The following is a 19,921-nucleotide window of genomic DNA, read 5'->3' on the forward strand; positions in this document are numbered from 1 at the left end:
GTAGTTAGGCGCCGGACCGCTCGTTACGGCCCGGCATACTCCGCGAGCGCGGGTGTCGGCGCCGCGGGCTCGACCTCTTCCAGCGGTCGTCCCGAGGCTTCCCAGCCATCCACACCGTGCGGATACCATCCAACGCTGATGTAGCCGTGGCTCATTGCTCGCCGCGCTGCGTTCCAGGAAAGCCAGCAATCGCTGCGACACAGGAAGACCAGGGCGCGTTGCCGGTCGCCATCGGTGAGCCGGGCCAGATGATTCAGGAAATATTGCTCCCACGGCGGTGACAACTCACCGAGGCCGGTGTTGGGCAGCCAGGTGGCGCCCGGCAGCGAGGCGTGAGAGCTGGTGGCGATGAAGCGACCGGCCCGCCAGGTCAGATTATATACGTCGACCAGTAGCGGCGCGGCCTGGCTCTCCAACGCTTGGGCCAAGGATTCGGTATCCAGCACCTCGGCGCCTTCGAGATGCGACGGGGTGGGGCTGCGATAGCGATCGATGCGATAGCCGTCGGCGGAGAACAGGAGATCTCTGCCGTTGCGCAGGTCATCGTCCGCCAGACTCGTACCGCCGGTGGCGAAGGTGGCGGTGGCCAGCATCGTCAGGGCGAGGAGGATCCTGAACACCATGGATGCACCTCGTCGTATTGTGATGTTGCGTCCATTGAACGCTACGTATCGCACAACAGGGAATGCCACCATTGTCTCAACGTGGCCGGTACCAAGGTACTATTCTGGCACCGCCAAGCCCTCCGTATCGTGCAGGCATGAAGATACTTGCTCGCGCCTCATGGCCGCACCCGTTGCGTCATGCCCTTTGCCGACTCCTGCTCGCGTTGGGTTTAGGGGTGGGTCTCTTCCCGCTGCTTGGCAGCGTCGCACACGCCGAGGAGCCGCCGACGCTCCGGCTCAGCGTACTGCAGTCGGGTACGGCACATTGGGAGCTGGCGCACATGCAGCGGCGGGGCCTGGATCGTCAGGCCGGCTTCGCGCTCGAGGTACGCCTGGTGCCGCACCTGCCGGCCTCGCGCATCGCGCTTGCCAGCGGCGAGGTGGCGGGGGCCGTCGCCGACCTGCTCTGGGTCCAGGCGCGCTTCGAGCAGGGGGAACCCTACCTCTTCCTGCCGTTCTCCTCGCAGATCGGCGACATCCTTGTGGCGCCGGATTCGGACATCGCATCGCTCGAGGACCTGCGCGGCAAGCGCATCGGTGTGGCCGGCGGACCCGACAGCAAGGGCTGGATCCTGCTGCGCCGGGTGGCGGCCGAGCACGACCTCGATCTGGAGCGGGAGGCCGAAGTACAGTACGCGGCGCCGCCGCTGCTCAGTGAAGCGCTGCGCCGCGGCCGGGTCGATGCACTGGTCACCTACTGGCACTTCGCCGCGCGGCTCGAGGCGGCGGGGGAGGCCCGCCGGCTGCTGCAAATGGCGGACCTGCTCGACGCCCTGTCGCTCGAGCGCGACTTGCCGGTGCTGGGCTACGTGTTCCACGAAACCTGGGTGCGCGAGAACCGGACGCTGCTGGATCGCTTCGCCAGCGCGCTGGTCGAGACCAAGCGCTCGCTTGCCGAGAACGACGCCCACTGGGACGATCTGCGTCCGTTGATGCGAGTGGCAAGCGAGGCCGAGTTCGAAGCGTTTCGCCAAGGGTTCCTCGACGGCGTGCCCGCGCCGCTCGATGACAGGCGCATCGCCGATCTTCAGAGGCTGCTGCAGCTGGCCGGCACCGATGCGCAGCGGCGGCTGCCGTCGCGGCTGTTCTATCGCTACGCTGCGCCAACGGAGACGCCGTGAGCCTTCGCTCGCTGGCCGCCTGGGTCGGTCTGCCGACGCTGCTGCTCGTCTGGTGGCTGGTCGCCGGCCTGCTGGACAGCGCCCTGTTGCCCACGCCCGGGGTCGTGTTCGATACCCTGAGGGAGGCGCAGCGGGCGGGTGAGCTCTGGCATCACCTGGCCGTGACGCTGCGGCGGGTGGCGTTCAGCTTCGTTCTGGCCATGTTGCTGGGCACGCTGCTCGGGGTCTGGATGGGGCGCAGTCGACTCGCCGACGACCTGCTCGACCCGCTGCTGGTGGCGCTGCTCAACTTGCCTGCGCTGGTCACCATCATCCTGCTCTACGTGTGGTTCGGGCTGGTCGAGGCAGCGGCGGTGCTGGCGGTGGTGATCAACAAGGTGCCCAACGTGGCGGTCACGGTACGCGAGGGCGCCCGTAGCCTCGACGTGCGCCTCGAGCAGATGGCGGAGGTGTACCGTTTCGGCTGCGGAAGGCGCCTGGTTCACGTATGGCTGCCGCAGCTGGTGCCCTACCTGATGGCGGCGGCCCGCAGCGGCCTGGCGCTGGTGTGGAAGATCGTGCTGGTGGTCGAACTGCTGGGGCGCTCCGACGGGGTCGGGTTCCAACTGCACATGGCCTTCCAGGTCTTCGACGTGGCCACCATCCTGGCCTATAGCCTGGCGTTCATTGCCGTGGTGCAGTTGATCGAATGGCTCGCTCTGCGCCCGCTGGAGCGCCGCGCATCGCGCTGGCGCAGGGCCGGGGGAACGCAACATGCTTGAGCTGGACGTCGCGCATCACGGCACTCCTCAGCCGATCCTCGGACGCCTCTCCCTGAGGATTGCCGCGGGCGACCGGATCTGCCTGCTGGGGCCTTCGGGCATCGGCAAGACCACGCTGCTCAACCTGATCGCGGGTCTGGGCCAGCCGTCGGCGGGAAGCGGCGCGAAACGCGAGGCATCGCTGCGGATCGGCTACCTGTTCCAGGAGCATCGACTTCTCCCGTGGCGTACGCTGCGTCAGAACCTGATGTTGGTCGGCGCCGCGGCGGATGACGTCGACGCGCTGCTGGCCCGGGTCGGCCTGGCCGGCCACGGCGACTATCTTCCCGACCAGCTGTCGCTGGGCATGGCGCGCAGGGCGGCACTGGCGCGCTGCCTGGCCGTCGAGCCCGACCTGCTGCTGCTCGACGAGCCCTTCGCTTCGCTCGATTCGCGTCGCGCGCAGTCGCTGCGCGAATGCCTCGAAGCGCTGCTGGAGCAGTATCCGCACATGGCAATGATCTGCGTGACTCACGATGCGCAGGATGCGGCCCGCCTGGCCAATCGGGTGTGGTATCTCGCCGGTCGGCCGGCGCGGCTGCACTGGGACGCGCGGCTGGCGCATGGATGCGATCGCGTCGACGTGGTGCAGACCCTGACGAGGCTGGCCGATGCCACCTGAAGCAGGTGTCGAGCGGCAGGCCGTTGCGGCAAGATTCCCCCAGCGTTTCGTCTGCTCTTGTATTGTTTTTTCCGCTAAATGGCAGGTGGAAAAGCGGCTAAAGCAAGCCTTCTTGAGGCCCGTCAATAGCGCTTCCCTGTTCCGTGTTTTTCCTTGAAAAACGATAAAAATCAGCACTAAAGGCGTACTTTGTCGCGGCCAAAGTGCCATTCCCTCCGATTGATGATCCTCCTAGCCTCGATCAGGCAACGCTGTCGTTGCAGACAACGAATCGCATCATGGGAGGTGCCTTATGCAATGGGTTGATCCGGCATTCTGCGACTTGCGCCTGGGCTTCGAAGTGACGGCCTATGTCTATGTTCGCTGACTGAGCGTGAGCGGGAATGGCGGCTGTCATTCCCGCTTTATCGAGTGAGAAAGGGCGGTTCCGAGAGAAAAGGTCAGGAGAATTGGCGATGAGTGACCAAGCGAACACCGACATGACGACTCGCTATTCGATACATCCGACTTTCCTCTTTCGCTGGGAAGCGTCCCAGCATGCCCATGTCCTGCTCTACCCCGAAGGCATCGTCAAGTTGAACGAGACCGGCGGTCGCATCCTCGCGCAGTGCGATGGAGACACGACCGTGACCGCCATCGTCGATGAACTCGTCACACGCTACGATGCCGAGCGCGATGCCATCGCCAAGGGGGTCGTCAAATTTCTGGAGGTGGCCCATGCCAAAGGTTGGATCCGTGCCGAGCCTCGACGGTGAAGGCAAGCCCATCTGGGTGCTGCTGGAACTCACTTATCGTTGCCCGCTCAAGTGCGTTTTCTGCAGCAATCCTGTGGATTACGAGCGCTACGGCGAGGATGAGCTGAGCACCGCCGAATGGAAGCGGGTGATTCGCGAGGCCCGCGAACTGGGGGCGATGCAGATCGGCTTCTCCGGCGGCGAACCGACGCTGCGCAAGGATCTGGAGGAACTGGTCGCGGAGGCCAACGACCTGGGCTACTACACCAACCTGATCACCTCGGGGATCGGCCTGACCTCCCGTCGTCTGGCAGCGCTCAAGGAGGCAGGGCTCAAGCACATCCAGTTGGGCTTTCAGTCGAGCGACCGGCATACGGCCAACATGCTGGCCGGGGTGGAAAGCTTCGACCGCAAGCTGGCCATGGCACGCGAGATCAAGGCACACGGCTTTCCCATGGTGCTCAACGTACCGATCACCCGCCACAACATCGCGCAGATTCCCGAGATCATCGAGCTGGCCAGCTCGCTGGGCATGGAATACCTGGAACTGGCCAACGTCCAGTACTACAACTGGGCCTTGCTCAACCGGGACCGGCTGCTGCCCACCCGCGAGGAACTGGCCTGGGCCGAGGCCGAGGTCGCCAAGGCACGCCGCCGGCTGGGTGACTCGATGACCATCTTCTTCGTCATTCCCGACTACTACGAAGGCCGCCCCAAGGCGTGCATGAACGGCTGGGGCGCGATCCACCTGACCATCGCCCCCGACGGCGCGGCGCTGCCCTGCTCGCAGGCACGCACCCTCGAGACGCTGGATTTCCCCAGCGTACGCGAGCATAGCCTCGAGTGGCTGTGGCGGGAGTCACCCACCTTCCGCAAGTACCGGGGCGACGACTGGATGAAGGAGCCCTGCCGCAGTTGCGATGAGCGCGAACTCGACTTCGGCGGTTGCCGCTGCCAGGCGCTGCTGCTCACCGGTGACGCCGCCAATGCCGACCCGGCATGCAGCAAGTCGCCGCATCACGCCGTGATCCGGCAGGCCATCGCCCAATCGCAGGGGGCGGGCGGATGCGGCGAACTCATCGCTCGCCAGGGCGGATTGGCGCCCGAGGAGAGGAGCGCATGAAGCTCCCCCACGACTCGCTGGCCGGCACCATGTCGGCCGGCGTCGCCCTGACGGCCATGCTCTACCTGTGGCTGCGCATGCTGGTCTAGCGCTGCTTGGGCTGCGCAACCCTCACCAGAACGGGAGTTTCTCCATGTTGGCATCATTCCTCGATCTTCTGTTGCGCTGGTCGCACCTGCTGTTTGCCCTCGTCTGGATCGGGCACAACTACGCCAATGTCGTGAAGCAGCCGACGTTCAAGCCGTTCGGTGCGGAGCGCGACGAGCCATCGCGCAGCGCCGATCTTGAGGCGCGGATGCAGCGCGAGCACGGCACCTTCCGCTACGCCTCGATCGTGGTCTGGGCCACCGGCATGGGCATGCTGTGGTATCGCGGCTGGCTGCCGGACGCCCTGCTGCTGCAAGGGCCGCTGGCGGTCATCGGCATGGGCGCCTGGATCGGCACGTTGATGCTGCTCAACCTGTGGCTGGTGCTCTGGCCGCACCAGAAGAAGGTGCTCGGCTTCGTGCCGGCGCCGATGGAGGAGCGGGTACGCTGCTCGCGCATCACCTTCCTGTCGTCGCGTACCAACACCATCCTGTCGCTGCCGCTGCTGTTCCTCATGCTGGCCAGCGGCCATGGCCTGCAGTTCTTCTAGGCGCGCCACGATGCAGGCCCGGTCTGTCTACAACTTCGCCGCCGGCCCCGGCGTGATGCCCCGCGAGGTGCTGCTCGAGGCCCGGCGGGAGCTGCTGGACTGCCGTCGCAGCGGCATGTCGATCCTCGAGATGCCGTTCACCGGGGAGGAGTTCCAGGGTATCGTGCGCCAGGCGCGGTGCGATCTGCGTGAACTGCTCGGCCTGCCGTCGAACTACCATGTACTGTTCCTGCCGGGCGGTGCGTCGACCCAGTTCTCGCTGCTGCCGATGAACCTGCTCCCACCGGATGGTCGGGCGGACTACGCCGATACGGGGCACTGGTCGCGCAAGGCGATCGCCGAGGCTCGGCGCTACGTGCGGGTCAACCTGGCCGCCAGCGGTGCCGTTTACGGCTACCGTCGGTTGCCACGAGGCAGGGATTGGCGGCTCGATCCTCGGGCGGGCTACTGCCACATCACCAGCAACGAGACCGCCGACGGGTTGACGTACCACCGGCTGCCCGACGCGCAGGGCATTCCCCTGATCGCCGACATGACATCCGACTTCCTCTCCCGCCCGATCGACGTCGAGCGCTTCGGCGTGATCTACGCCGGTGCCCAGAAGAACATCGGCCCGGCCGGGATGACGCTCGTCATCGTTCGCGACGACCTGCTGAGACCGGCCTGGCCGGCGTGCCCCTCCACGTTCAGCTATCGAATCCAGGTCGAGAGCGACAACCGTTTCAATACGCCGCCGACCCACGCCATCTATCTCGCCGGGCTGGTCTTTCGCTGGCTACGGGCGCAGGGGGGCCTGGGCGCGATGGCCGCGCGCAACCGCCGCAAGAGCGAGAAGCTCTATACCTTCATCGACGCCAGTGAGTTCTATGCCTGCGAGCAGCAGGTGGCAGACAGGTCGCGGATGAACGTCTGCTTCCAGCTTGCCGTGCCGTCGTTGACCTGCGAATTCGTCGAGCAAGCACGTCGAGAGGGGCTGCTCAATCTGCAGGGTCATTCCGCCGTGGGCGGGCTGCGCGCCAGCCTCTACAACGCCATGCCCGAAGCGGGGGTCGATGCGCTGATCGCCTTCATGGAGGCGTTCGCCTTGCGTCACGGTCGAGCGCTCAGGCGCTTCGGCTAGCCGTCGTGCACCGATCCACCGGCATGTCCCGACGCCTGATGGGCGCCCTGATGCAGCGAACGCCGCGCCTGGGCCGGGGTGTCGCCTGTGCTCGCGCGCATCTGGCCGCTCGAATGCCCGATCCACCGGCGCTGATGGGCGGGGCTGGCGGCGCCGAGAGGCTGGCGCCAGTGCAGGCCATGGGTCTGACATTTCCCAATCCGCTGGGCATTGCGGCCGGCTTCGATCGCGGCGGGTGGCTGGGGCGCCGGGCGTCGGCGCTTGGCTTCGGCTGCATCGAGATCGGCTCGTGGTCGCCGCGACCAGGCAGAGCCATGAACCCTCTTCCGCAGGCGGGCGATGCCATCCTGGGCATCAATGTCGGCCTCGATCCACGCACCTCGACGGCACATGCTCCGGAAGAGCTTCTCGCCGGCCTGCGTGCGGCTTGGCGACATGCCGATTATATCGCCGTCAATCTCGGCAGCCCCCAGGCCGTGGCGTTGCAGCACCCCGCACGGCTGGGCGAGCTGCAAAGGCTGCTGAGCGCGTTGAAGCGAGAGCAGCAACGGCTGTCTGCCTGCACTGGCCGCCAGGTACCGCTGACGGTCAAGCTGCGCCTTGAGCGCGAAGCGACGGCGCCACCCGTCATCTTGCCGCATCTGGCGGGGCTGGGCTGCGAGGGGGTGGTCCTGGCGTGCGATGCCGGGCCGCCGGCCACGCCGAAGCGCTACGCCGAATGGCAAAGGCCGGAGTGTCAACGCCAGGCGTGTCGCCAGGTCGCCCAAGCCGTTGAGCTGCTGAAGGGTAGCCTGCCACTGATCTCGGTTGGCGGTGTCGCGACGGCCGAGCACGTCTCGGCGCGACTGGAAGCCGGCGCCGTGCTGGTGCAACTGCACGAAGCGCTGGTCTACGAGGGGCCGTGGATCGCCCATTGGCTATGTCAGCAGAATCGCTGCTAGGTCGCTGAGCCCTGGCGCAGCACGCCCTGGCCGCGCTGCAGGTTGAAGGTGAGCACCGCCACGGTGGCGAAAAGCGCGGTCAGCCCCAGGCACCACAGCAGCGGCTCCAGCGCGAGCCGTCCGTAGAGGGCGAAGCGCACCAGCTCCACGCCATGGGTGAAGGGATTGTTGGCGCACAGCCAGTAGAGCCAGGGCCCCGCCTCCTGCATCTTCCACAGCGGGTAGAGCGCCGATGAGAGGAAGAACAGCGGGAAAATCACGAAGTTCATCACGCCGGCGAAGTTCTCCAGTTGCCGCACGGCATTGGCCAGTACCAGCCCCAGGCTACCTAGCATCATCGCCACCAGCAGCAAGGCCGGCAGCACCGTGGCCAGGCCGAGCAGCGGCGGGCGAATGCCGTACCACCAGGCGATGGCGAGGAAGGCGTAGACCTGGACCAGCGACACCAGCGAGATCGCCAGTACCTTGCACAGCAGCAGGAAGGGCCGCGACAGCGGGCTCATCAAGAGTACCTTCATGCTGCCCATCTCGCGGTCGTAGACCATCGACAGTGAGCCCTGCATGCCGTTGAACAGTAGGATCATGCAGCACAGCCCCGGGGTGATGTAGACCTCGTAGACGATGTAGGTGCCGTAGGGCTCCATGATCGAGATGCCCAGCACGGCGCGAAAGCCGGCGGCGAAGACCACCAGCCACAGAAGAGGGCGCACCAGGGCACTGAAGAAGCGCGTGCGTTGCTGCACGAAGCGACGCCACTCGCGGCCGCCGACGCCGAGGAAACAGTACCAGTAGGCGGCAAGATTCATGTGCGCCCCTCCTCGTTGTCGGGGCCCTGCCCGCCGGTCAGGTGGCGGAAGGCATCCTGCAGCGTGGCACTGTGGGTCCGCGCGCACAGCGCTTGGGCCTGGCCGGCGGCCACCACGCTGCCGGCGCACAGCATCACCACGTTGTCGTCGGGGTCGATCTCGTCGAGCAGATGGGTCGTCCACAGCACCGTCATGTCGCGCTCACGGCACAGCGCGCGCACGTGCTCGTTGAGTGCCTGACGGCTGGCGGCATCCAGCCCGACGCTGGCCTCGTCGAGCACCAGCAGTGCCGGCTCGTGCAGCAATGCCCGGGCGATTTCCAGCCGGCGCCGGTGGCCGCCGTTGAGCTGGCGCACCCGTTCGTCGGCGCGCTCCTCGAGCCCTTGGCGGGCGAGTTCTCGGTCGCAGCGCTGGCGAGCCAGGCGTCGCCCCAGCCCGTGCAGCGACGCATGATAGAGCAGGTTCTGGCGTACGCTGAGGTCGAGGTCCAGCGTCGGCTGCTGGAAGACCACGCCGAGCTGGCGTCGCACCCGGCGCGGTTCGCGGGTCAGCGAATGACCGCCGATGCGGATCTCGCCGGCCTGGCTGCGCAGCAGGCCGGTCATCAATCCGATCAGGGTACTCTTGCCGGCACCGTTGGGGCCGAGCAGGGCATGGAATCCGCCGCGGAGGAGGGTGAAGCTCACCCCGTCGAGGGCGCGGCGAGCGCCGTAGCGATGCTCGATGTCGAGGGCCTCGAACATCGGCGCGTGAACGTCCTGGAGCGCGGCGTTCATGGTGCGACGACCACGCCCCAGGGATAGCGGCCGACCTCGATGGAGCGAGTCACGGCCAGCTGCTCGACGTCGATCACCGAAACGTCCCCGCTGATGCCGTTGGTGGTGAAGAGCAGGCTCTCGTCCTCGTTGAAGGCCAGTTGCCAGACGCGCCGACCCACCAGCAGGTAGTCGAGTACTTCGTAAGTCTGGGCGTCGAGGACGGCAACATGGTTGGCGGGGCCGAGCGCGACGAAGGCGTAACGGCCGTCGGAAGTGAGCGCGACCCCCACCGGCTGCACCTTGTCGCTGTTGACTCCGCGGATGGAGAACTCGAGCGTGGCGATCTCCTCCAGCGCCTCGACATCAATGACGTGGACGGTCCCGCCGATCTCGGCCGAGGCCCAGGCCACCTTGCCGTCGCTGCTGAACTCCACGTGGCGGGGACGCTGGCCGACCACCATGTTCTTCTTGATCTCGAAGTCCTCGGTATCGATCCAGTGCAGCATGCTGGTGGTCTCGCTGGTATTGACCGCCCAGCGCCCGTCGGGGCTGACAGCCATGCCCTCCGGTTCGATACCGACCTCGATCTGGGCCAGTACCTCCTTGGTCGGGACGTCCACCACGGTGACGATGGCATCGTCCTCGTTGGCAATGAACAACCAGCGATCGTTGGGGTGCAGCGCGAACTGCTCGGGGTCCTCCCCCGAGGGCAGGGTATCGACGATGCGGCGCGTCGCCAGGTCCATGATCTGCACGGTATCGTCGTCGCTGGCGCAGATATAGAGCTTGGTGTGGTCCTTGGAGAGCAGAATGCCGCGAGGGCGCTTGCCGACCGGGATCGTCTCGATGACCTCCAGAGAGTCGGTATCGATCACCGAAATGCTGTTGTCCTTCTCGTTGGAGACGTAGGCCAGGCCGGCCAGGGCGGGGGAGGCGAGGGCGAGCAGCGTCGCAGCCAGGGCGGTGCGCAGTAGCGGATTCATCGTCGGATTCCTTGTTGTTGGTAAGTTGTGTCGAATCGTCGCCGGGGCGGATGGCTGAGCAGGCATATGGCCTTCAAGGACGGATGCGGCAGTCGCTCTCGGCGGCGTCGTAGCCCAGGGAGTCGAGATCGGTGACCGGGTGCAGGAAGCCTTCGATGGGGGCGGTGATCACCAGCCCTTGGGGATGCACCAGCGGAATCGGCTGACGCAGTTGGCCGTTCCACGGTCGGTAGCCGAGACGGCGACCCTTGAAGGCGGCCAGTTGGAAGTCCTCGGAGAGGATGAAGTCGCGAATTGCCTCGCGGTCGGCCGCGCCGAGTTCGGTGACCGCCGTGCCCAGCGAGCGCACGCCCGCCCAGGCAGCGTAGTCCTCTCCGTTCATGTCGCGCCCGGCCAGTTCGCGGAACCGGTTCTGCAGTTGGGCGGCGCCCCAGCTTTCCACTACCCGATGCCAGGCCACCGGGCTCATGCCCTGGGTGCCCACCACGGGGCGCGGCAGCCAGGTGTTGAAAGGGACGTACTCGCCGAAGTCGCCGCGGGTATCGGCGACCACCACCACGTCATAGTCGTCCGCCTGGGTGAACAGCGGCAGCTCGCGCGACGCCGTGCGCCGCAGGTCGGCGTCGAAGGTCCAGGTCTTGTCGGCGACGAGCTCGATGCCGAAGCGCCCGGCCGAGCGGCGGAAGGCCTCGGCCCAGGCGCGGTCGTCGTCGGTCGGTCCGGCGATCAGGAAGGCCTGCTGCCAGCGCCGCAGGTTGAGCCACTGGGCAAGGGCGTCGGTCAGCATGGCGTAGCTCGGCTGGGTATGCAGGACGTGGGGGCGGCAATCGCCGGTGCGCAGCGAGTCCTCCTTGGCCCCGGCGTTGAAGACCAACGCCCGCTCGGTCGCCGCATCGGCCATGGTCACGAGCGTCTCGGCGGGGACGCGCAGCACGAACAGCTCGATGCCGTCGTCGAGCATCTGCTCGAAGGCCGCGTGTGCCTGCTCCTCGCTCTCGGCAACGTGCGACTCCAATGCATAGTGCTGGTCGAGGAAGCGCCCGCTGGCGTTGTTGTCGGCGGCGGCCAGCTCGGCACCGCGCAGACCGGCGTCCTCCGGGTCGGGAGTCACGTTCGACAGCACGGGACCGGCGTCCGGCACCCACTGGACGTAGCCGATGCGTACGTCCAGGGCCATGACCGCAGCAGGGAGTGCCAGCCAGAGGCCGAGGATGGTCGCGACTCTCGTGACGCGGATCGACATGAGTCATTCCCCCGGTTGGTGTCGTGTTCATGACCTTAGGCAAGGCAGGGGGAAGGGAGAATGTTTCCATGGTCGCAATGAGGCAGTACCAAAGCACTATACCCAAGGTCTCACAGTGAAATGGTTGCTACCAAGGGAGCGGTTTTCGCGGTCGAAAGTGCCATTCCTCGCGTGCCATCGGCTTCCTAGACTTGAACCAGATTCGCCGAGCTTGACCCCAATAGGCGACGACAAGCGTTCAACAAATCCAAGCCGGAGGCGACCGAAATGAAAGCCACTAGCCTGCTCAAAACCCGCTTTATCAGCACCGGCCTAGCGCTCGGTTTTTTCACTCTATCGGTCGTTGCCATGGGGCACGGCGACGTGACACCGCAGGAGGTCGATACCGGCAGTCTTCCCGAATTGGGGCCGGAGCCGCTGAGCGAGAACCCCTTCCGGCCCGGCAACGAGCATGGCGAATTCCACGACGAAGCCGTCAAGGTCGGGGAGAGCGGTTATGCCGGCAACTGCGCGGTTTGCCACGGCATCCAGGCCCAGTCCGGTGGCCTCACCCCGGACCTTCGCGAACTCGAGGAGTGGGACGACGAGTACTTCATCGGTCGCGTGCGCAACGGCACCGGTAAGGGAATGCCTTCGTTCAAGGACAATCTCGATCAAAACGCCATCTGGGCGATCAAGACCTACGTCGAGTCGGTCAAGGAATAGCCCCGGGACCAGGCGTGAGTTTATCGCCAATAAGGGAGGCGACATGAACGCGATCCGCTGGATTTTCATGCTGGCGCTGACCCTTGGCTCGCCCGTCCAGGCGAGCGACTCGGCCCTCGACCGTCCCCCTGAGCGGACCTACGATATCGTCGTCGAGTCGGGTTATCTCAACGTCGGTCTCTACCGCGACTTTCCACCCTATTCCTATCTAGAGGGCAGTGAGCCCGCCGGCGTCGATGTGGCGATCGGCCAACGTATTGCCGAGGAATTAGGGGTGGAGTTCCGCGTGCACTGGATCACCCCGGACGAGACCCTGGAGGACGACCTGCGCAACAACGTCTGGAAGGGCCATTACCTGGCGAAGCGGCGGATCGCCGACGTCATGCTGCGGGTGCCCTATGATCGGCGATTCGCCTACATGCGCGATTCGACCGGCGAAGTGATCAACGATCAGGTGGTGATGTTCGGCCCCTACCAGCAGGAGCGCTGGCAGATTGCCCACGATGCCGAAGCGCTCGATTCGGTATCGACGCTGGGCGTGTTCCAGTACCACCCCATCGGGGTGGAGATCGATACGCTGCCCGATACCTATCTCAGTTCCTCCTTCGGTGGCGCCCTGCGCGACAATACGCATCATTTTCGCGACGTCGGGCGTGCCTTCGAGGCCATGGCCGAGGGGCGGGTGCATGCCGTCATGGGCACCCGGGCCGAGATAGACCATCAGTTGGTGCGCCATGCCGATCGTCCCTTCCGGGCGGCGGACAACGGCTTCCCGGGCCTGGTGAAGCAGACCTGGGACGTCGGCATGGCGGTCAAGCACACCCACCGCGAGCTGGGGCATGTAATCGAGGAGGTCATTGATCGCCTGGTGCGCGAGGGGGAGATCGCCGAGATTTTCGCGCGCCACGGCCTGCGCTACAGCCCGCCGGCCTATTACGACGGTATCCTGGAAGGGGAGGAAGAGCCGTGACCTTGGGGCGCTGGTTATGTCTGGTGCTGGTGTGGGCGAGCGTCCTGGCACACGCCGAGGTGCCGGACGACCCCTTCCACTCTCCCATGTGGCGCTACAATCTTGAGCGCTACCTGGGCAGCGACATCGAGGTGCGGCACGACGAGCGCATCGACCTGCAGGTGCCCGCCTTTGCCGAGGACTCCGCGCAGGTTCCGCTGACGCTGGACCTGTCGCGCTTTCCCCACCGGCCGCGGCGGATCGTCACCTGGGTCGACCTCAACCCTGTGCCGCACCTGTTCTCCTACGACCCCGGCGAGCTCCCGCTGCGGGTCATCTCGTTGAACTTTCGTGTCCAGCAGGCGACCACGGTGCGTGCCGCCGTGCAGGACGAAGCGGGAACCTGGCACGTCGCCAGCGCCCACGTGGACGCCGCGGGCGGCGGCTGCACGGCACCCAGCCTGACGGCGGCCAATCCCGACTGGGAGCGCAGCTTCGGTACCATCTACGGCCGAGCCTTTCCCCGCGGCGACCATCTCCGTTACAAGACCCACGTCATGCACCCCATGGATTCCGGCATGGTGGGCAACGTTCCGGCCTTCTTCATCGACCGGGTGGAGCTGCGCGGGGCGGGAGAAACCAGCCCCTTGCTGAGCCTGACGCTGTCCGAATCCGCCGCCGAGAACCCGATGTTCGTCTTCGAGTTGCCTCAGCCGCCGTCTGCGCCGCTGCTGTGGATGCGCGACAACAACGGCAACGTCTTCGAGCGGCGCCTGGAAGGGGACGCAGAATGATCCGGAAGCTCATTGCGTGCTTTACTGCCGTCCTGCTCAGCTGCTTGTCGTTCTCGCCGGCCCAGGCCGAGCCGGATTATGCGCTGGAAGCCGTCGAGATAGAGCAAGGCGTGTGGGTGGTGGAGGGCAGCACGGCGAATTTCTCCCGCGAAAACGGCGGCAATATCGTCAATACCGCCTTTATCGAGACGGGCGAGGGGGTGGTGGTCATCGACACGGGACCGTCGAGGCGATATGGCGAAGCGCTCAGACGACTGATCGAGAAAACTACGCGCGAGGCCATCACGCATGTGTTGCTGACGCATCATCATCCCGACCACGTCTTCGGCAACCAGGCGTTCGATTTCGATTTTCTTTATATGCTCGAGGCATCGCAGGAACTGTTGAGACGAGATGGCGAGGCATTCGCCGATAACATGTACCGCCTCGTCGGCGACTGGATGCGCGGCACCGAGATCGTCATACCCGAAAAGTTGCTGCAACCCGGCGAATGGAAGGTCGGCGAGCGCCGCCTGGAATTGCTGGAGCTTTCCGGTCATACCGGCGCCGACCTGGCCATTTTCGACGAGACGAGCGGGGTGCTTTTTGCCGCTGACCTGGTGTTTCACGACAGAGCCCTGACCACGCCGCAGAGCCCCGGTCTCGAGGTATGGCTCGCCGATCTCGAGCGCCTGGAGGCGCTGCCGTATCGCTGGCTGGTGCCAGGTCACGGGGCGCCCGGCATGGGCGATGCTGCCCTTCAGCAGACGCGCGACTATCTCCTTTGGCTGGATGGCGCACTGACCCGAGCGGCGTCGCAAGGGCTAAGCATGACGGAAGCCGCCGCCATGGAGATCCCGCCAAGGTTCGACACGCTCGAAGGACGACGCTACGAGCTGACGCGAACGGTGACGCACCTCTATCCCGCCTACGAAAAGGCCGTGCTTGCGCTGCTTGAGTGAACGCTGGGATCGATTCTCTCGAGACAGGAAAGCCGCAGCATCGCTGCGGCTTTTTCGTGGGCGCAGGTCTTACTACCAAGGGACGAAGGAAGTCGTCCGAGAGGTTCATTGTCGATCGAGTTGCCCCCACCAAGAATGACGAAAGGGTTGGAAAGGCCTTGGGGCCTTCGGCAAAAACGCATGACACAGAAGCGAGAATACAACCATGACATATCGCTCGATCAGCACACGCTTTACCCTTGGCACCCTGACACTGGCCGTCTCCCTTGGCGCCCAGGCGGTGACCGACGAGGATCTCCTCAACGACCACGCCACTGCCGACGATGTGGTGACCTATGGCATGGGGCTTCAGGGCCAGCGCTATAGCGGCATCGACCTCCTGAATACGGAGAACGTCCGCGCCCTGCAGCCGGCCTGGGCCTTCTCCTTCGGCGGCGAGAAGCAGCGCGGCCAGGAGTCCCAGCCGATCGTCAAGGATGGGGTGATGTACGTCACGGCCTCCTATTCGCGCGCCTACGCGATCGATGCCCGCACCGGTGAGGAGATCTGGCAGTACGATGCGCGTCTGCCCGACGGCATCATGCCCTGCTGCGACGTGGTCAATCGTGGCGGTGCGCTCTACGACGACCTGTTCATCTTCGGCACCCTGGACGCCAAACTCGTCGCTCTGAACAAGGACACCGGCAAGGTGGTGTGGGTCAAGCAGGTGGCCGACTACCAGGAAGGCTACTCGATCACGGCGGCACCGATCATCGTCAACGGCAAGTTGATCACCGGGGTGTCGGGCGGCGAGTTCGGCATCGTCGGCAAGGTCGAGGCCTACGACCCACGTACGGGCGACCTGCTGTGGACGCGGCCGACCGTCGAGGGGCACATGGGCTACGTCTATCGCGATGGCGAAGCCGTCGAGAACGGCATCTCCGGTGGCGAGGCGGGGCTGACCTGGCCCGGCGACATGTGGGAGACCGGCGGGGCCGCCACCTGGCTGGGCGGTACCTACGACCCCGACACCGACACCCTGTTCTTCGGTACCGGCAACCCGGCGCCGTGGAATTCGCACCTGCGCCCCGGCGACAACCTGTTCTCCTCGTCGCGGGTGGCGATCGACCCCAACGATGGCAGCATCAAGTGGCACTTCCAGACCACTCCCAACGATGGCTGGGACTACGACGGGGTCAACGAACTGATTTCGTTCGACTACGAGCAGGACGGCGAACTCGTCAGGGCGGCGGCCACCGCCGACCGTAACGGCTTCTTCTACGTGCTCGACCGCACCGATGGCAGCTTCATTCGCGGCTTTCCCTTCGTCGACGAGATCTCCTGGGCCGAAGGACTCGACGACCAGGGACGTCCCATCTACACCGAGGGCGGGCGACCGGGCGATCCGTCCGCCACTGAGGAGGACAAGGGCGAGGCGGTGCTCGCGCGCCCGGCCTTCCTTGGGGGCAAGAACTGGATGCCGATGGCCTACAGCCAGGACACCGGCCTGTTCTACGTTCCCTCCAACGAGTGGTCCATGGATATCTGGAACGAGCCGGTCTCCTACAAGCGGGGGGCGGCCTACCTCGGCGCGGGATTCACCATCAAGCCGGCCAACGAGGAGTTCATCGGCGTGCTGCGCGCGATCGACCCGCGCACCGGCGAAGAGGTCTGGCGCCACGAGAACCGCGCGCCGCTGTGGGGTGGCGTGATGGCGACCGCCGGCAACCTGGTCTTCACCGGCACGCCCGAAGGCTACTTGAAGGCGTTCGACGCCCGCACCGGCGAGGAGCTGTATCGCTTCAATACCGGTTCGGGCGTGGTCGGCACACCGATCACCTGGACCATGGACGGCGAGCAGTACGTCTCCGTCGCCTCGGGCTGGGGTGGGGCGGTGCCGCTGTGGGGCGGCGAGGTCGCCAAGGTGGTCAAGAACTTCAACCAGGGCGGCATGCTGTGGACCTTCAAGCTGCCGAGCGAGCATGCAGCGCAGTAGCCTGCTTGTCTGCCGGGCTCCACACGGGTCCGGCAGACTACGACCAAAGACCCTCCCCAATGCCACCCAAGGGAGGATGAGGTACACACCCCAAGGTTATCTACACTGCGTACTGGGGCCGGCCAACACCACCTGGCATCACTGGCGCGCCGGATGAGAGAAGCGAGAGAGCCCATGTCGCAGACAGCATGTCGGTGACCGTGAAAGCCGCAGCCATCGCTGCCTTCCGCCATCACCGAGCAAAACAACGCAACCCAGGAGCATCGTCATGATCTACGCCAATCCCGGTCAGTCCGGTTCCGTCATCACCTTCGAATCACGCTACGGCAACTACATCGGCGGTGAGTTCGTACCCCCGGTGAAGGGTCAGTACTTCGACAACGTCAGTCCGGTCAACGGCGAAGTGTTCTGCCAGATCCCGCGCTCCACCGCCGAGGACATCGACAAGGCGCTGGACGCCGCCCATGCCGCCGCCCCCGCCTGGGGCAGGACCTCCGCCACCGAGCGCAGCAACATCCTGCTCAAGATCGCCGACCGCATCGAGCAGAACCTGGAACTGCTCGCCGTGGCCGAGACCTGGGACAATGGCAAGGCGGTGCGTGAAACCCTCAACGCCGACATCCCGCTGGCCGTCGACCACTTCCGCTACTTCGCTGGCTGCATCCGCGCCCAGGAGGGCACCGCGGCCGACATCGACGCCAATACCGTCTCCTATCACTTCCACGAGCCGCTGGGCGTGGTGGGCCAGATCATCCCGTGGAACTTCCCGCTGCTGATGGCGGTGTGGAAACTGGCCCCGGCGCTGGCTGCCGGCAACTGCGTGGTGCTCAAGCCCGCCGAACAGACCCCGGCCTCGGTCCTCGAGCTGATGAAGCTGGTCGGCGACCTGCTGCCGCCGGGCGTGGTCAACGTGGTCAACGGCTACGGCGCCGAGGCGGGCCAGGCGCTGGCCACCAGCAAGCGCATCGCCAAGATCGCCTTCACCGGCTCCACCCCGGTGGGTTCGCACATCCTCAAGTGCGCCGCCGAGAACATCATTCCCTCCACCGTGGAGCTGGGCGGCAAGTCGCCCAACATCTACTTCGCCGACATCATGGACGCCGAGCCGGCCTTCATCGAGAAAGCCGCCGAAGGGCTGGTGCTGGCCTTCTTCAACCAGGGCGAGGTATGTACCTGCCCGTCGCGGGCGCTGATCCAGGAGAGCATCTACGACGCCTTCATGGCCAAGGTCATGGAGAAGGTGGGACAGATCAAGCGTGGCAACCCGCTGGATACCGACGTCCAGGTCGGCGCCCAGGCCTCCCAGGAGCAGTTCGACAAGATCATGTCCTACATGGACATCGCCCGCGAGGAGGGCGCCGAGTTCCTCACCGGCGGCGACAAGGAGAGCTTCGACCCGGCCTACGACAAGGGCTACTACATCCAGCCGACGCTGCTCAAGGGCAACAACAAGATGCGCGTGTTCCAGGAGGAGATCTTCGGCCCAGTGGTGGCGGTGACCACCTTCAAGGACGAGGAAGAGGCCCTGGCCATCGCCAACGACACCGAGTTCGGCCTCGGCGCCGGCGTGTGGAGCCGCGACATCAACGTCGCCTTCCGCATGGGGCGCGGCATCCAGGCCGGCCGCGTGTGGACCAATTGCTACCACCAGTACCCGGCGCATGCCGCCTTCGGTGGCTACAAGAAGTCCGGCGTCGGTCGCGAGACCCACAAGGTGGCGCTGGAGCATTACCAGCAGACCAAGAACCTGCTGGTGAGCTACGACATCAATCCGCTTGGCTTCTTCTGAGCCGTCATGTTCTGAACCACTATGCCGCCCGGCCCGTCCGGGCGGCGTTTCCTGATTATTTCCGAGAGTGGCCAACCACTCCATCCCTGGCGATTCCGTACGAACTGTGGGCGACATCGTGCTGCCCGCTGAGCCCGGAGAGAGACATGGACAAGACGATGAAAGCCGCCGTGGTTCGCAAGTTCGGCGAGCCGTTGGCCATCGAGGAGGTCGAGGTACCGCGCCCCGGTCCCGGCGAGGTGCTGGTCAAGATAGCTGCCTCGGGGGTATGTCACACCGACCTGCATGCCGCCCACGGCGACTGGCCGGTCAAGCCCAGCCCGCCTTTCATACCCGGCCATGAGGGCGTGGGCCACGTGGCTGCCGTCGGGGCCGGCGTCAAGCACGTCAAGGAGGGTGATTGCATCGGCGTGCCCTGGCTGCATTCCGCCTGTGGCCACTGCGAGCACTGCCTGGGCGGCTGGGAGACCCTGTGCGAGTCGCAGCAGAACACCGGTTATTCGGTCAATGGTGGCTTCGCCGACTACACCCTGGCGGTGGCCGACTATGCCGGCCATCTGCCGGACAACGTTGGCTTCGTCGAAATCGCCCCGGTGCTGTGCGCCGGCGTCACCGTCTACAAGGGGCTCAAGGTGACCGACACCCGCCCCGGCCAGTGGGTAGTGATTTCCGGCGTTGGCGGGTTGGGCCACATGGCGGTGCAATACGCCAAGGCCATGGGCCTCAACGTGGCCGCCGTGGACATCGACGACGCCAAGCTGGCGCTGGCTGAGCGGCTGGGCGCCAGCGTCACCGTCAACGCGGCCAAGACCGACCCGGTGGCTTACCTCAAGAAAGCGATCGGTGGCGCCCATGGTGTACTGGTTACCGCGGTGTCGCCCAAGGCCTTCGAGCAGGCCCAGGGCATGGTGCGCCGTGGTGGCACCATTTCGCTCAACGGCCTGCCGCCCGGTAACTTCCCGCTGCCGATCTTCGAGACCGTGCTCAACGGCATCACCGTGCGCGGCTCCATCGTCGGCACCCGCCAGGACTTGCAGGAGTCGCTGGACTTCGCTGGCGAGGGCAAGGTCAAGGCCACGGTGAGCACCGATCGCCTGGAGAACATCAACGACGTATTCCAGCGCATGATCGACGGCAGGATCGAAGGCCGGGTGGTGCTCGATCTGGCCAGTTAGAAAAGTTGCTCTCTCGTCGTCAGCAATGGCGACTTCAAGC

At 65.6% G+C, this 19,921-nt stretch carries 21 protein-coding genes; 16 read left to right on the forward strand and 5 right to left on the reverse strand.

Annotated elements, in window-relative coordinates; translation table 11 throughout:
- Positions 1–23: 23 nt before the first annotated feature.
- Entirely contained in the window at positions 24–623 is a 600-nt protein-coding gene (locus ACRWQA_RS04745; protein ID WP_263580935.1) for a rhodanese-like domain-containing protein, read from the reverse strand.
- A gap of 137 nt (positions 624–760) precedes the next feature.
- Between ACRWQA_RS04745 and ACRWQA_RS04750 the strand changes: the two genes are divergently transcribed.
- From ACRWQA_RS04750 to ACRWQA_RS04790, 9 genes are all read left to right on the forward strand, one after another.
- On the forward strand, positions 761–1,786 hold the full coding sequence (locus ACRWQA_RS04750) for an ABC transporter substrate-binding protein (RefSeq protein ID WP_434229852.1): 1,026 nt from the start codon (positions 761–763) through the stop codon (positions 1,784–1,786).
- Complete coding sequence (locus tag ACRWQA_RS04755) at positions 1,783–2,547, forward strand: ABC transporter permease (protein ID WP_434229849.1); 765 nt, start codon at positions 1,783–1,785, stop codon at positions 2,545–2,547. Before ACRWQA_RS04750 ends, ACRWQA_RS04755 begins: the two co-directional genes overlap by 4 nt.
- The gene (locus ACRWQA_RS04760; RefSeq protein ID WP_263580932.1) at positions 2,540–3,208 is read left to right on the forward strand and encodes an ABC transporter ATP-binding protein; all 669 of its coding nucleotides are present in this window, start codon (positions 2,540–2,542) and stop codon (positions 3,206–3,208) included. The genes ACRWQA_RS04755 and ACRWQA_RS04760 overlap by 8 nt, the downstream gene beginning before the upstream one ends.
- Positions 3,209–3,500: 292 nt before the next feature.
- Positions 3,501–3,575 carry a pyrroloquinoline quinone precursor peptide PqqA gene (pqqA, locus tag ACRWQA_RS04765; protein WP_114477445.1) on the forward strand — a complete coding sequence of 25 codons (75 nt, stop codon included), beginning with the start codon at positions 3,501–3,503 and terminating at the stop codon, positions 3,573–3,575.
- Positions 3,576–3,663: 88 nt separating this feature from the next.
- Positions 3,664–3,963, forward strand: coding sequence for a pyrroloquinoline quinone biosynthesis peptide chaperone PqqD (gene pqqD / locus ACRWQA_RS04770; protein ID WP_263580931.1), 300 nt, complete (start codon positions 3,664–3,666; stop codon positions 3,961–3,963).
- Positions 3,926–5,065, forward strand: coding sequence for a pyrroloquinoline quinone biosynthesis protein PqqE (gene pqqE / locus ACRWQA_RS04775; RefSeq protein WP_434229847.1), 1,140 nt, complete (start codon positions 3,926–3,928; stop codon positions 5,063–5,065). Before pqqD ends, pqqE begins: the two co-directional genes overlap by 38 nt.
- A 133-nt stretch (positions 5,066–5,198) precedes the next feature.
- Positions 5,199–5,702 carry a urate hydroxylase PuuD gene (locus tag ACRWQA_RS04780; RefSeq protein WP_263580929.1) on the forward strand — a complete coding sequence of 168 codons (504 nt, stop codon included), beginning with the start codon at positions 5,199–5,201 and terminating at the stop codon, positions 5,700–5,702.
- A gap of 10 nt (positions 5,703–5,712) precedes the next feature.
- A complete protein-coding gene (serC, locus tag ACRWQA_RS04785) occupies positions 5,713–6,822 on the forward strand; it encodes a 3-phosphoserine/phosphohydroxythreonine transaminase (protein WP_263580928.1) in 1,110 nt (369 codons plus the stop codon).
- 23 nt (positions 6,823–6,845) lie between these two features.
- The gene (locus ACRWQA_RS04790; protein ID WP_263580927.1) at positions 6,846–7,763 is read left to right on the forward strand and encodes a beta/alpha barrel domain-containing protein; all 918 of its coding nucleotides are present in this window, start codon (positions 6,846–6,848) and stop codon (positions 7,761–7,763) included.
- On the opposite strand, the gene ACRWQA_RS04795 is transcribed toward ACRWQA_RS04790, so the two are convergent.
- The 4 genes from ACRWQA_RS04795 to ACRWQA_RS04810 all read right to left on the reverse strand — a co-directional run bounded on the left by ACRWQA_RS04795 (position 7,760) and on the right by ACRWQA_RS04810 (position 11,553).
- Positions 7,760–8,569, reverse strand: coding sequence for an ABC transporter permease (locus tag ACRWQA_RS04795; protein WP_263580926.1), 810 nt, complete (start codon positions 8,567–8,569; stop codon positions 7,760–7,762). The genes ACRWQA_RS04790 and ACRWQA_RS04795 overlap by 4 nt on opposite strands.
- Positions 8,566–9,345, reverse strand: coding sequence for an ABC transporter ATP-binding protein (locus ACRWQA_RS04800; protein ID WP_434229842.1), 780 nt, complete (start codon positions 9,343–9,345; stop codon positions 8,566–8,568). The genes ACRWQA_RS04795 and ACRWQA_RS04800 overlap by 4 nt, the downstream gene beginning before the upstream one ends.
- The gene (locus ACRWQA_RS04805; protein ID WP_263580924.1) at positions 9,342–10,310 is read right to left on the reverse strand and encodes a YVTN family beta-propeller repeat protein; all 969 of its coding nucleotides are present in this window, start codon (positions 10,308–10,310) and stop codon (positions 9,342–9,344) included. Before ACRWQA_RS04805 ends, ACRWQA_RS04800 begins: the two co-directional genes overlap by 4 nt.
- Before the next feature lie 73 nt (positions 10,311–10,383).
- Positions 10,384–11,553, reverse strand: a complete 1,170-nt coding sequence (locus ACRWQA_RS04810) for an ABC transporter substrate-binding protein (RefSeq protein ID WP_434229840.1) — start codon at positions 11,551–11,553, stop codon at positions 10,384–10,386.
- Between the two features lie 267 nt (positions 11,554–11,820).
- Between ACRWQA_RS04810 and pedF the strand changes: the two genes are divergently transcribed.
- The 7 genes from pedF to adhP all read left to right on the forward strand — a co-directional run bounded on the left by pedF (position 11,821) and on the right by adhP (position 19,881).
- Complete coding sequence (gene pedF, locus ACRWQA_RS04815) at positions 11,821–12,258, forward strand: cytochrome c-550 PedF (RefSeq protein ID WP_263580922.1); 438 nt, start codon at positions 11,821–11,823, stop codon at positions 12,256–12,258.
- A gap of 43 nt (positions 12,259–12,301) precedes the next feature.
- Complete coding sequence (locus tag ACRWQA_RS04820; protein WP_263580921.1) at positions 12,302–13,228, forward strand: substrate-binding periplasmic protein; 927 nt, start codon at positions 12,302–12,304, stop codon at positions 13,226–13,228.
- Positions 13,225–14,001: a quinoprotein dehydrogenase-associated SoxYZ-like carrier gene (locus ACRWQA_RS04825; RefSeq protein WP_434229837.1), complete on the forward strand. Its 777-nt coding sequence runs from the start codon at positions 13,225–13,227 to the stop codon at positions 13,999–14,001. Before ACRWQA_RS04820 ends, ACRWQA_RS04825 begins: the two co-directional genes overlap by 4 nt.
- Positions 13,998–14,942: a quinoprotein relay system zinc metallohydrolase 1 gene (locus tag ACRWQA_RS04830; protein ID WP_434229835.1), complete on the forward strand. Its 945-nt coding sequence runs from the start codon at positions 13,998–14,000 to the stop codon at positions 14,940–14,942. The genes ACRWQA_RS04825 and ACRWQA_RS04830 overlap by 4 nt, the downstream gene beginning before the upstream one ends.
- A gap of 205 nt (positions 14,943–15,147) precedes the next feature.
- Entirely contained in the window at positions 15,148–16,917 is a 1,770-nt protein-coding gene (locus ACRWQA_RS04835; protein ID WP_434229832.1) for a PQQ-dependent methanol/ethanol family dehydrogenase, read from the forward strand.
- A 268-nt stretch (positions 16,918–17,185) separates the two neighbouring features.
- On the forward strand, positions 17,186–18,706 hold the full coding sequence (gene exaC, locus ACRWQA_RS04840) for an acetaldehyde dehydrogenase ExaC (protein ID WP_434229829.1): 1,521 nt from the start codon (positions 17,186–17,188) through the stop codon (positions 18,704–18,706).
- Between the two features lie 146 nt (positions 18,707–18,852).
- On the forward strand, positions 18,853–19,881 hold the full coding sequence (gene adhP / locus ACRWQA_RS04845; RefSeq protein WP_434229827.1) for an alcohol dehydrogenase AdhP: 1,029 nt from the start codon (positions 18,853–18,855) through the stop codon (positions 19,879–19,881).
- Positions 19,882–19,921: the final 40 nt, after the last annotated feature.

This window comes from Billgrantia sp. C5P2, assembly GCF_051062895.2.